General features: G+C 39.4%; 9 protein-coding genes. 8 read left to right on the plus strand and 1 reads right to left on the minus strand.

What is annotated here, in order from left to right; genetic code table 11:
- Positions 1-274 precede the first annotated feature (274 nt).
- The gene (locus CWC17_RS00340; RefSeq protein WP_138542365.1) at positions 275-934 is read left to right on the plus strand and encodes a response regulator transcription factor; all 660 of its coding nucleotides are present in this window, start codon (positions 275-277) and stop codon (positions 932-934) included.
- On the opposite strand, the gene CWC17_RS00345 is transcribed toward CWC17_RS00340, so the two are convergent.
- A complete protein-coding gene (locus CWC17_RS00345; RefSeq protein ID WP_138542364.1) occupies positions 931-4,470 on the minus strand; it encodes a hybrid sensor histidine kinase/response regulator in 3,540 nt (1,179 codons plus the stop codon). The two genes, CWC17_RS00340 and CWC17_RS00345, sit on opposite strands and share 4 nt — an antisense overlap.
- 213 nt (positions 4,471-4,683) lie before the next feature.
- Here CWC17_RS00345 and CWC17_RS00350 point away from each other — a divergent pair, with 213 nt between their 5' ends.
- The 7 genes from CWC17_RS00350 (at position 4,684) to CWC17_RS00380 (ending at position 12,888) form a co-directional block, all read left to right on the plus strand.
- Positions 4,684-5,724, plus strand: a complete 1,041-nt coding sequence (locus tag CWC17_RS00350; RefSeq protein ID WP_138542363.1) for a DcaP family trimeric outer membrane transporter — start codon at positions 4,684-4,686, stop codon at positions 5,722-5,724.
- Between the two features lie 124 nt (positions 5,725-5,848).
- Entirely contained in the window at positions 5,849-6,667 is an 819-nt protein-coding gene (locus tag CWC17_RS00355) for an ABC transporter ATP-binding protein (RefSeq protein ID WP_055019332.1), read from the plus strand.
- The gene (locus CWC17_RS00360; protein WP_138611787.1) at positions 6,667-8,637 is read left to right on the plus strand and encodes a long-chain fatty acid--CoA ligase; all 1,971 of its coding nucleotides are present in this window, start codon (positions 6,667-6,669) and stop codon (positions 8,635-8,637) included. Before CWC17_RS00355 ends, CWC17_RS00360 begins: the two co-directional genes overlap by 1 nt.
- Positions 8,634-9,527, plus strand: coding sequence for a branched-chain amino acid ABC transporter permease (locus tag CWC17_RS00365; RefSeq protein WP_006791860.1), 894 nt, complete (start codon positions 8,634-8,636; stop codon positions 9,525-9,527). Before CWC17_RS00360 ends, CWC17_RS00365 begins: the two co-directional genes overlap by 4 nt.
- A 78-nt stretch (positions 9,528-9,605) precedes the next feature.
- The gene (locus tag CWC17_RS00370) at positions 9,606-10,679 is read left to right on the plus strand and encodes a branched-chain amino acid ABC transporter permease (protein ID WP_055019334.1); all 1,074 of its coding nucleotides are present in this window, start codon (positions 9,606-9,608) and stop codon (positions 10,677-10,679) included.
- Positions 10,680-10,740: 61 nt separating this feature from the next.
- Positions 10,741-11,988 (plus strand): ABC transporter substrate-binding protein, encoded by a 1,248-nt coding sequence (locus CWC17_RS00375; RefSeq protein WP_138611788.1) that lies wholly within the window; start codon positions 10,741-10,743, stop codon positions 11,986-11,988.
- Positions 11,989-12,066: 78 nt separating this feature from the next.
- A complete protein-coding gene (locus tag CWC17_RS00380) occupies positions 12,067-12,888 on the plus strand; it encodes an ABC transporter ATP-binding protein (RefSeq protein ID WP_138611789.1) in 822 nt (273 codons plus the stop codon).
- Positions 12,889-12,932 lie beyond the last annotated feature (44 nt).

A 12,932-nucleotide genomic window follows, 5' to 3' on the forward strand; every position in this document is an offset into this window, starting at 1 on the left:
TAATCGACCTTGAACATTTTTATAAGAGGGAGCGATTAGAAACTTTAAATTAATAAACCTTTTCATATCAATATTAATAATCAAAATTTGTTAACAGTATTTTTATCCCTCTAATTAACCAATAAAAGTCTTAGTCCTTTAGTCTAATTTGTAGAATTAACATTGAATTTTAATCTAATCGGGTTATGTTATAAATCTCAAAAAATTTACCTTTTATTAAAAGTAAATTATCAAATAAAAGATCATTTATCTAAACTTTAGGTTAGAAAATAAAATGACAACACACACTAAAATTATCATTGCAGATGATCACCCGCTGTTTAGGCAAGCATTATCACTTATGCTTACATCGAGCTTTAATGACTCTTCGCTCCTTGAGGCTCAAACCATAGCAGAACTAGAACAAGCACTTACTGATACACCCGACATCGATCTTATTTTATTAGATTTAGATATACCAGGTGCAGAGGGGTTTAATACACTTAATAATATTCGCTTAAAATACCCACATATCGCGGTAGTAGTTATCTCTGGATTTGAGGAGCCAGAAACTATTAATAAAGCAATAGAATATGGAGCTGCTGGTTTTATACCTAAATCGACCCCTGTTAAAGACATGGTTACAGCACTTAATAGCATTATTAATGGAGAGCTTTGGGTTCCTGCTTACGCATTAAAACAAGGGGCGCAGCAAGATAAAGAAGAAAGTAAAATTTCAACACTCACTAATCAACAGCGAAAAATATTGTTTATGCTGGCTGATGGACTACTCAATAAACAGATTGCGTACGACCTAAACCTGTCTGAGTCGACAATAAAAAGCCATGTGAGTACTATATTTTTAAAGCTGGGTGTTAAAAACCGTACTCAAGCCGTTATTTTGCTAAACCAGCATAAGCATGAGCATGACTTTTTTACGCATAACACACCTTAAAGAAACGTATCGGATATATAGTTTTTTTCTAACCGCTTAGTTAAAAGGGAGCTCATCAACGCTCTTAACGCAATAGGCTTAACTATTTTACGCAAATATCCGATATCAGCACTCTGCGCTTGTTTTTGAACTGATTCATCCATTGTCGCTGTAATGAGAATTGCAGGTAATGGATAAGGACTTACTTCACGTATAGCTTGAATCAGCTCAATACCGTTGTAATAACAAATGTTAGAAGGGCTATGTTTTTGTGCCCCGAGTAATCCCGTGCTCGTTTGTGAATCACATGCGGGTACTGCCTCGTCTGTTAGCTGATAATCAACTAGTAAAATATCAATATCTTCCTCGTGGCTTTTGTAAATTGACATAGCTTGTTGAGCACTTGAGGCTATTAGCACATTACACTTCCATGCAGATAGTAAATCACTCATACCCGCCGTCACACTTTCTTCGTTGTCTATGCATAGCACACACACGCCTTGTAAGTTGTTACTGGCCTGCATAGGTTCAGCTATTTCAGGCTTAGCTACTGACGCTAATGGCACTTCTACACTAAACGTACTGCCACAATTTACTTTTGAGAGCAACCCAAGCTTATGGTCAAGTATTTCAGCGAGGCTTTTTGCAATATTTAGGCCTAAACCAAGCCCTTTTGGCCCCACTAACTTGGTTGATAATTGTGTAAACTGCTCAAACACTTGTTGTTGTTTTTCGTGTGGGATCCCGGGGCCATTATCAATCACTTGTATGCACAAATTTTGCCCCTTTCTACGACAGCCTAATAATACTTTTCCATCGTGCGCATATCGAAAAGCATTACTCAAAAAGTTTTGCACAATTCGAGCAAGTAAAGTTAAGTCACTTTTTATATATAACTTACTCGACGTACACCTAAAATCTATCGCGTAATCGTGCGTTAAAGCTGAAAACTCAAGCGTTAACATAGAGAATAGTTTTTCAAGTGGAAATACACTTATATCAGGAGATATATTACCGCTTTCAATACGTGCTATTTCGTTTAAATCGAGTAAAAGATTATTAGCAATCTCTAACGAGTTATCTATTTGCTTAATCTGCATACGCTCTTGTGGCGAAACTTTGGCGCTCAAACTCACCGCCGATGAAAACAAACGCGCAGCAGAAAGAGGCTGTAATAAATCGTGGCTACATGCTCTTAAGTATTGGCTTTTTTTAAGGTGGGCTTGCTCTGCTTTTAGCTGTGCTGCAACAAGTTCTTGATTCGCTTTTTCGAGCTCAACATTCGCTTGCTCTAACTCTTTTGTTCGTGCTAAAACGCGGCTTTCTAAATCTGTGTTTTCTTCTTTTAAGTATTTCTCGGCTTTCCTAAACGCTGTTATATCCGTAAAAATCATCACAAAGCCCCCGCCTGGGATCGGGTTTCCTTCAATATTAATAATTTTATCGTTAAGCAAACGTCGTTCAGACTGGTGCCTACTACCTGCTTTTAAATACTCTAGCCGTTTATTTACTTGAGCTTCTATATCACATACATAACGCTTTTGATTAGTAAGGTTGTATCTAATAAGTTCACTTATAGGGCAACCAATATAAATAAAGTCTTCAGGGTAATTAAAAATATCAAGGTATTGCTTATTCCAAGCTACTAAATTTAAGTCGCCATCAATCACTGAAATACCTTCACTGGTATTCTCAATTGCCCCCTGTAAAACTGAGCGACTAAACTCGAGCTGCTGAGTAGAATTGTCTTCTACAATTTTTGCCACTTGGTCAAAAGCCATATCACGCCCCCCCAAGCCAAAAGACAATACTAGTTTGGCCGATGCGGCTCCTAGTACGGGCGCCAACGTATTTTCTGCATGAAACAACAACGCTTCATTATAGGTTTTATGCTTTTTATCTTTATGCAGTAAATTAAATTGCGCAAAACACTCTTTTGACTTTTCTAAGCCAATAAAACGGGCCAACAATAATTCAAGCTCACTTATATCCACCTTAGGTTGCTTAGGAAAATGCCGGTGGTAGTTTTTACCTTTATCGTAAAAAAACTTGCTTTGCATTTCTTCGCGGATGTTTTGTCGCGTCAATAATGACACTATAAATAACACACTTATATTCAGACTTAGCCCTATTAAGGTCATTACGGTGGTTTTTGGCCAAGAGGTGCTACTAAATAAGTGCTCGTAAAAGCCAAGCTGAGGAAGTAAATTGCCAAACACCCAAATTAGAAAACCGCAACAGATCCCCCAAAACACGCCCTTTTGTGTGGCCCTAGGCCAGAAAAAAGCAGCAATCAATGCAGGTCCAATTTGCGCAATAGCGCCAAAAGCAATTTCACCCAACGATGATAACGCGCCTGGTGGTGAAATAAGCAACATTCCAAGGCTCAATGCTATTACAACAACCACTAACGCCTTTCGAATAAATAAAAGCCGTGCTTGAAAATGCAAATAATCATGGTTTTTTCTAGGTGAAAATTTAAATATAAGCGGAAAGACAATTTCATTGCTTAACATCGTACTTAATGCAATGGTTGATACAATAACCATGGAACTGGCTGCAGAAACAGCCCCTAAAAATGCAAATAATGACAGCCACACGTGCCCATAATAGGCGGGTAAAAATAATACATAAGCATCAGCATTGAGTGAATCAGCATAATTTAAAGTACCCGCTAAACCAATTGGGCCTGCAAAAAATGCAAATACAAAAATATAAGTAGGTAGCAACCAACGTGCCATGCGGCTTGTTTTTCTATCTTTGATTTCAACAAACATAACTTGAAATTGGCGCGGTAAACATAAGCACGCTGACATCACAATAAATAGTAAACCAAACATCCCCACTAAGTTACTTGGCTCAAATTGCTGTGCTAAAGAAACATGCCCTTTTGACTTTTCTAAAATTTCTAAAGGTGAGTCATAAATTACAAACGATACAAACAGTCCAACAAGTAAAAATGCGATTAACTTAACTGTGGACTCAAAAGCAATGGCTATCATTACGCCTGGGTGGCGCTCTGTTACATCAATTGTTCTGATCCCAAAAATAATTGTAAAGCCAGTTAAAATAATACTCACAATCAAACCTAGCTGCCAAATAGGGAGGTCCTGGCTTTCTTGCAAAATAATATATGAGTCAATAATTGCTTTAAGCTGTAAGGCTATATAGGGCAAAGTGCCTATTAACGCGACTAGCGTAATAATAAGTGCCAAGCTTTGTGACTTACCAAAGCGGGCTGAGAGTAAATCTGCTATTGAGTTTGTTTTTAATTGCAGGCTCGTTTTTATAATTCGTTGTATAAAAGGCCAAGCAAAGACAAATAATAAAATTGGGGCTAAATAAACAGGGATATAATTGAAGGAGCCACCAGCAGCTTGTGCAGATGTGCCTAAGAAACCCCACGAGGTACAGTAAACTCCCAGCGATAGCGCATAAATAATGGCATGCTGCTTAGCAACTAGTTTGTGACGGTACTTGCCGCCTAAAAAAGCGATTAAAAACAGTAAACTTATATAGCCAATGCTTACACTTATTAGTAACCAATTAGAAAACATAATGAGCTTCTTTTGCGCGCTTTTAGCACGTTTTTTATTATTAGTAGTAGAAGTGGGAGTTGCCCTTTTTACATTCTGAATTTAACCATATAGCACCCAACTAAAGAACTAGACTAAAGGACTAAACGCTAGGTGCTAAGTCTTATTACTAATTGTTGCTTTGTTCGGTTTACTTACTATTAGCTGAACAACTAATACAAGGGAATAAGCTAGATGTTCGATTCAAAATATAAAAAACTACTCTTGGCATCTTCGTTACTAACTGCAAGTTCAACCGCTTTTGCCGGCTACGAAATCAAACTAACAGAAAACGATAAACTCACATTTGGTGGCTATATAAAAATAGACTCTCGGTATGTTGATGGCGATGTAGCTTATCGTGATTTTTGGATTGGGGATGGTGCAGCGCTTGAAGAAGACGCCTCTCAGTTTAAAATTTTTGCTAATGAAACCCGTTTCAACACCAAGTATGTCCATGGCGATGTTACCGGCTTTATTGAAATGGATTTTAACGGTGGTGGTGGTAACGAAATCATATCGAACTCTGCAAACCCACGTATACGTCACGCTTTTATAAACTATCAAGACCTTACTGTTGGCCAAACGTGGTCAACATTTATGAATACTAGTGCCATTCCAGAAGCAGCCGATTTTGCAGGTGCGACCACAGGCTTAGTTTTTATTCGTCAAGGGCAAGTGCGTTATAACATGGGTAATTTTCAACTGTCGCTAGAAAATCCAGAAACATGGGGCGGCGATACCTCTAACGACAAACTTCCCGATTTAGTCGCTCGCTATAACTTTAAAGATGATTGGGGCAACGTATCAGTATCTGCCCTTGCGCGTCAGCTTAACACCCTCTCAGGTGAACAAGAATCAGCTTTTGGTATGTCTGTGGCAGGCTTAGTTAAAACAACTGGCAAAGATGATTTACGCTTTCAATTTCACAAAGGTGAGCTTGGCCGCTATGTCGGCGCTGCCGCTGCAAAAGATGTATACGATAACGAAGTTGAAGATCTCACTTCGGTACTCATAGCATACCGCCATTTTTGGACAGATACACTTCGTTCAAGCGTACTCTACGGAAAAGTTGAAGGTGATGTGTCTGAGCGCGAACGTACTCAATGGGGCGTTAACGTATTTCAAAATTTAACCAAAGATTTAGTGGTGGGTTTTGAAGTAGGTAACTTCTGTATGGATGAACAAGATAAAGACTCTAACTACGTTCAAGCCACATTGAGGTTTGCACTTTAAGCCACTCTACCTCTAATGCTTAGCACCGCGTAACACTTCCAACCAATGTTGCGTTTGGGAGGAGAATACTCTCCTCCCCTTTTTACATTAGAGACAGTCAATCCGAAAAATTTGGAGAGCAGCAATGACAGCTTCAATACTTAATGTAGAAAACATATCACTTGCTTTTGGTGGGGTTAAAGCCTTAACCGATGTGAGCTTTTCTGTAAAAGAAGGGTCTGTTTTTTCGATTATTGGCCCTAATGGGGCCGGTAAAACCTCAATGTTAAATTGTATTTCAGGACGCTACACCCCTAATAGCGGTAACATTTTTTTTAATAATAAAAACGTAACAAGTTTGCAGCCAAACGACCGCGCCGATTTAGGCATGGGACGAACATTTCAAAACCTCGCGTTATTCGGTCATATGTCGGTATTAGACAATATTATGGTTGGCCGTCACCACTTATTAAAAAACAATTGGCTAACGGGTCCATTATATTGGGCATCCGGTGCGCAAAAAGAGGAACTTGAACACAGACGAAAAGTTGAAGAAGTCATCGACTTTTTAGAAATATCACACATCCGCAAATCCATAGCAGGCACCCTGTCTTATGGTTTACGCAAACGCGTAGAGCTTGCAAGGGCAATGGCCCTCAATCCTAAACTTATTTTACTCGACGAGCCTATGGCAGGCATGAACCTAGAAGAAAAAGAAGATATGGCTAGGTACATTCTTGACCTTAATGAAGAGTTTGGGGTCACCGTCGTCATGATTGAACACGACATGGGCGTAGTGATGGATATTTCCCATGAAGTAATGGTTTTAGATTTTGGCAAAAACTTAATTTGTGCCAAACCCGAGCAAGTAATGGCAGACCCATACGTAAAACGTGCCTATTTAGGACTCGAAGAAGCCGATAGCGAACCTGAAGAAGCTACCACATTAGAGGAAGTAAGCTAATGACTCACCATGATTCAATTAATGACTTTGAAATGGCCGAACTCAATACCTTTCCTAAAATATTACAGTTTAATGCCCAGCAATGGCCCCATGAAATAGCCATGCGAGAAAAAGAGTTTGGTATATGGAATGAATTTACATGGGAAGACTATAACAACCGAGTTAAGTGGCTCACGCTTGCATTACTTGATAAAGATGTAAATAAAGGTGATGCAATTGCTTTGCTTGGCGATAATCGCCCAGAATGGGTATGGGGAGAAGTAGCTGCACACGCAATGCGATGCCACTCTTTAGGTATTTATCAAGATTCAATGCATGAGGAAGTGGCCTACTTACTCCAAAGTAGCCATTCCACGGTGGTAATAGCTGAAAATGAAGAACAGTGCGATAAATTACTCGAACTAGGCGATGAAATTTCACACGTAAAATTAATTGTTTACTGCGACCCTAGAGGCATGCGCAAATACAGCGATGAGCGCTTAATTGACGTAAATTCGCTGTATACACTTGGCCAAACCATAGATAACAGTGAACCCAATCGCTACCCACAACTAGTTGAAGCAACCTCCCCAGACGACATAGCAATTTACTGTACAACATCCGGCACTACTTCAAAGCCTAAAATAGCACTACTCAATGGTGGTAATTTTGTTAAACATTGCAGCGCTTACTTAAGAGCCGATCCACGCCAACCAGGCGATAACTACGTATCGGTATTACCTCTGCCTTGGATAATGGAGCAAGTTTATGCTGTTGGCCAAGCGCTTATTGCACGTCAAATAGTTAACTTTGTTGAAGAGCAACAAACATTAATGTCTGATCTTAGAGAAATAGGCCCAAGCTTTGTATTACTTGCCCCACGCGTTTGGGAAGGAATATTAGCGGATGTTCAAGCTCGGATGATGGACTCAACTCCATTAAAAAGAAAACTATTTTCTTTTGCCATGAACATTGCCGAAAAAAACCAGCTTAAAGGTAAAAAGTCGTGGCTTGCAGAGCTTATTTTAATGAGAGCGCTTAGAGACAGACTCGGCTTTTCATATTTAAAATCTGCAGCAACAGGTGGAGCCGCAATGGGCCCAGACACATTTAGGTTTTTTCAAACCATTGGGGTACCGTTAAGACAACTTTATGGTCAAACAGAAATGTGCGGCGCTTATACAATTCATCATCAAAACGATGTTGATTACGATAGCGTTGGCTTTGCGTTTGATAATGCGCAAGTAAAGGTTATTAACGAAGATGAAGCAGGTGTTGGCGAAATTGTTGCAAAAACAGTTGGTATGTTTACCGGCTACCTTAATAATCAAGATGCATACAACGAAGATGTTAAAGATGGATGGATGCAAACAGGCGATGCTGGCTACTTTAAGCCTTCAGGGCATTTGGTTGTTATTGATCGGATAAAAGACTTAGCATGTACAAGTAACGGCGTTCAATACTCACCGCAATACATTGAGAATAAATTGAAGTTTTCGTCATTTATTGGCGAAGCCGTCATATTAGGTAAAAACAAACCTTATTTATCAGCCATCATTTGTATTCGTTTTAGTATCGTTGCTAAATGGGCAGAACAACACGGTTACTCATTCACAAATTACACTAACTTATCGACCCACCCTGAAGTTTATAAAAAACTCAGTGAAGAAATACAACGTGTTAATGAATCGCTTCCTGACGCTCAAAAAATACATAAGTTTTTACTGCTTTATAAAGAACTTGATGCGGATGATGGAGAGCTTACACGTACGCGTAAAGTAAGACGCAGCGTTATTGCCCAAAAGTATGGCGATATCATAGATGCGATATACCAAGATCAAAATATAGTTGATATTGATACCCTTGTTGTATTTCAAGATGGCACTAAAACACGCATTCAAACGCAACTTAAAATCCAATCTCTTATTAATACTCCCACAGTCACTCCCGTGGCAAACACTCACACTGAAGCACAACGGAGAGCATCATGAACTTTGAATTACTCATTCAGTTAATCATTAATGGGCTTATTGTCGGCCTGCTGTATGGCGTCGTCGGTATGTGTTTTGTTTTAGTTTACAAGTCGACACAAATTGTAAACTTTGCACAGGGCGAATTTTTACTTGTAGGTGCCTGGGTGTGCTGGAGCGTGCTTATTTATTTAGAACTCCCCTTTATTGTTGGCTTTTTGCTCACAATGGCGTTTATGGCGGCCTTTGGTATTTTAATTCAAATGATTGTATTACGCCCTATGATTGGCGAGCCAATTATTTCAGTCATTATGGTCACAATTGGTTTATCTATCTTTTTCCAAGCATTGATGAAATGGATCTTTGGTGTATCAGCGCAAAGTTACCCGCAGGTATTTGATGCGCAAAGCATTCAAATCTTTGGTCTAAATATTGAGTCAGCCTACTTAATGAGTACGGTTATCGCCTTAATTATTATGGTTGCATTTTACCTCTTTTTTAAACATTCAAAATATGGTCTCGCTATGCGAGCCACTGCATTTAATCAGCAAATTGCACAAAGCTTAGGTATTTCCGTTAAACAAGTGTTTGCTATGAGCTGGGGCATTGCGGCAACGGTATCAGCAACAGCCGGTATTGTAATAGGGATGGTTAACGGGGTTTCAAGTTCCCTATCAATGATGGGGATTAAAGTGTTCCCAGCCGTTATTTTAGGTGGCCTTGACTCGATTGTAGGTGCAATTGTGGGTGGTTTAACAATTGGAGTGTTGGAAAACTTAGCTGAGTTTTTTGATAGCCAATACCTTCATGTTGGCAACATGTACGACATAGCGCCATTTTACGTCCTTCTCATCATACTTTGGTTTAAACCTTACGGTTTATTTGGGACTAAAGATATTGAACGAATTTAATAGCTTACATTTAGCGACGCGCTGAAAAAATACAGCGCAATGCGCTTACACATAAATTATAAAAATTAGGATTTTATTATGTCTAGCTTAACTATGCGCCCATGTGGCGACTTTAGAACCAGTTACAAACAAGACAATACCATTTACGAAACTAAAACTATTCGTAACGTAGCTATTATTGCCATTGCACTACTATGCTGCGCACCATTTTTGGTCGATGCATACTTTCTAACGCTTTTTATTCAAATTTCATATTTAGGCATTGCAGCACTAGGCCTTAACATTTTAGTCGGTTATACGGGTCAAATATCATTAGGCCATGGCGCCTTTTTTGGCTTTGGTGCGTTTGCCTCAGCTTGGCTGAATATGTCCTTTGGCATCCCTGTTTTATTGTGTATCCCTATTGCAGGCTTTTTAACTATGTTGGTAGGCATGCTATTTGGCCTTCCCGCTTCGCGTATTAAAGGGCTTTATTTAGCAATTGCCACTTTAGCCGCCCAGTTTATTCTCGAAGACTTTTTTGCTCGTGCCCAATGGTTTACTGGTGGCTCAGCAGGCTCATCAGCCGACCCTGTCTCTATTTTTGGCTTTGTGTTTAATACCGACCAACGCTTTTTTTACATTGCGTTGTTTGCCCTTGTTTTTATGTATATCTGGGGATGTAACCTAATGCGCAGCCGAGAAGGTCGCGCCTTTATTGCAGTAAGAGATCACTACCTATCAGCAGAAATTATGGGAATAAAACTTAACAAGTACCGTTTGCTGTCATTTGGAGTTTCATCTTTCTATGCGGGTATTGGCGGTGCGTTATATGCGCATTACCTAGGCTACGTTTCAGCTGAAGGATTTACATTATTCATGTCGATTCAATTTCTAGCGATGATCATCATTGGTGGCTTAGGTTCTATTAAAGGCACTCTTATGGGTGTTGTATTTATGGTGTTTTTACCTGAAGTGTTAGAAAGCGGCGTTGGATTAATGAAAATGACGGATTGGGGCAATATTCCTATGGTGGTTGATGGCCTTGCTTACATTAAAGAAATGGCTATAGGCCTAGTTATTATTTTATTTTTAATTTTTGAACCTGAAGGCATGGCGCATCGCTGGGCACAAATTAAAAACTATTGGAAATTTTACCCGTTTTCTTACTAATAAATTACACGACAACAACAAGCTCATTGGCAGCACAGCCAAAAATGAAAAGGAAATTATCATGCACAATAAATTAAAACTTAGTTCTGTATTTGTATGTTGCTCATTAGCTATGAGTAACCACGTTATTGCTCAAGACTCTGTGTTTGTAGGTCACTTAGCTGATATGTCAGGGCCTACCTCATTTGTTGGTAAAAACTATGCTGACGGAGTACGTGACTCACTTGCTTATATTAATGAAAATGGCGGCATTAATGGCACTCGATTAGAGTCTGAAACTATTGATTACGCCTATAAAGTACCACAGGCCATTGCTTCTTATAAAAAATGGTATTCGCGTAAAAAAATGGTCGCAATGCAAGGCTGGGGTACAGCTGATACAGAAGCACTAATTTCGTTTGTAGCCAGAGACAAAGTCCCCGTATTTTCAGCGTCTTATTCTGGGCATTTAACCGACCCGACTGGCAAAAATCCACACACTAAAAAACCAGCGCCTTATAACTTTTTTTATGGCGCTTCGTACTCAGACTCTTGCCGCGGACTTGTTCAATGGGCAGCTCAAGATTGGCAGAACAAAGGCGGTAAAGGTAAACCCAAATTTACTCACCTAGGTGCAAATCATCCATTTCCTAATGCGCCTAAAGAAGCCTGTGCAGAATACGCAACTGAGCTCGGTTTTGATGTACAACCTGCAATCGTAATTTCAATGAAACCAGGCGATTTTAAAGCGCAATGTTTAAGTTTAAAAAGTTCAGGTTCTAATTACGGCTACATTGGTAACTTAGGTGGCTCTGTGCTTTCGTTGGTTAAATCATGTAATACCGTGGGAACCGATATTCAATTCATGTCGAATATTTGGGGAGGAGACAAAAAAATATTCAATGCAGCGGGTGAAGGCATTAAAGATTATATTTTCCCTACTATGACCCCTTTTTGGGAAGATGAAACACCTGGCATGAAGTTGGTGAGAGAAATATCAAAACAATCCGATCCATCAGGACAAGAACAGCGCGTTCACCATTATGTGCGCGGTGTTTGTTCAACGTTTTATATGAAAGAAGCCATGGAATGGGCAAAAGAAAACGGCGGCATAACTGGCGAAAACATTAAAAAAGGCATGTACGTTAAAAAGAACTGGGTGCCTAAAGGGCTTGAGGGTGTGTGCTTAGCTGCCAACTGGAGTAAAGACGATCACCGCGGCGTAAACCAAGTAAACATATATAAAGGTAATTATAACAAAGGCAATGTAACAGCTGAGAAAGTGTCGGTAGTAACGCTTGAACGCCGTGACGATTGGTTAGGTTACTAATAAATACAAAAATTGGTTGCAAAGACCCCAAAGGTTTTTTGCAACCAATCTACAAGACTAAATAATTCCGGAGTATGTATGTCATCAACAGCAAAAAAATTAGAGCCCGCCTCACCCATCTTAACCGTCAATAATATAGAGGTTGTGTACGATGAAGTTATTCAGGTACTCAGAGGTGTTAGCTTAGATGTTCCAGAGGGAGAAATTGTTACTTTATTAGGCCCAAATGGAGCCGGTAAATCAACGACACTTAAAGCTATTTCTGGATTACTTAAAACCGAAAACGGTGAAGTAACCAAAGGTGACATTACTTTTATGGGCGAGCGCATAGATTCTAAAAATGCAGAAGATGTAGTGCGCAGCGGTTTATTTCAGGTAATGGAGGGGCGTCGCATTATCGAAGATATGACGTCTTTAGAAAACTTAAAGCTCGGTGCATTTACTAGAAGAGACTCGCAAATAAACCAAGATATTGACATGGTTTATCACTACTTTCCGCGTTTGAAAGAGCGCACAGGTTTAGCCGGCTATTTATCTGGCGGTGAACAACAAATGTTAGCAATAGGTCGGGCATTAATGGCTAGGCCAAAAATGATTTGCCTAGATGAGCCATCAATGGGCCTCTCCCCCCTACTTGTTAAAGAAGTATTCGCGATAATAAAAAAAATAAATGAAGAGCAAGGCATCACTATGTTTTTAGTAGAGCAAAACGCTAATTACGCGCTGCGTGCTGCTAATTATGGCTACATTATGGAATCTGGAAAAGTGGTATTAGACGGAACACAAGAGCAACTCATGAATAACGAGGATGTTAAAGAGTTTTACTTAGGAGGTGGTAACGAAGACCGTAAAAGCTTTAAAGATTTAAAGTCTTATAAACGCAGAAAGCGCTGGCTGTAATAAAAACAGTTTAAATAAATTTACTTTTTAGCATGACTTCGGAG

Source organism: Pseudoalteromonas sp. S3785, assembly GCF_005887365.1.
Lineage (GTDB): Bacteria > Pseudomonadota > Gammaproteobacteria > Enterobacterales > Alteromonadaceae > Pseudoalteromonas.

Bases quoted from the DNA above. Each gene is read 5' to 3' on its own strand.
- CWC17_RS00340 (WP_138542365.1), top strand. From the start codon at position 275: ATGACAACACACACTAAAATTATCATTGCAGATGATCACCCGCTGTTT.
- CWC17_RS00345 (WP_138542364.1), bottom strand. From the start codon at position 4,470: ATGTTTTCTAATTGGTTACTAATAAGTGTAAGCATTGGCTATATAAGT.
- CWC17_RS00350 (WP_138542363.1), top strand. From the start codon at position 4,684: ATGTTCGATTCAAAATATAAAAAACTACTCTTGGCATCTTCGTTACTA.
- CWC17_RS00355 (WP_055019332.1), top strand. From the start codon at position 5,849: ATGACAGCTTCAATACTTAATGTAGAAAACATATCACTTGCTTTTGGT.
- CWC17_RS00360 (WP_138611787.1), top strand. From the start codon at position 6,667: ATGACTCACCATGATTCAATTAATGACTTTGAAATGGCCGAACTCAAT.
- CWC17_RS00365 (WP_006791860.1), top strand. From the start codon at position 8,634: ATGAACTTTGAATTACTCATTCAGTTAATCATTAATGGGCTTATTGTC.
- CWC17_RS00370 (WP_055019334.1), top strand. From the start codon at position 9,606: ATGTCTAGCTTAACTATGCGCCCATGTGGCGACTTTAGAACCAGTTAC.
- CWC17_RS00375 (WP_138611788.1), top strand. From the start codon at position 10,741: ATGCACAATAAATTAAAACTTAGTTCTGTATTTGTATGTTGCTCATTA.
- CWC17_RS00380 (WP_138611789.1), top strand. From the start codon at position 12,067: ATGTCATCAACAGCAAAAAAATTAGAGCCCGCCTCACCCATCTTAACC.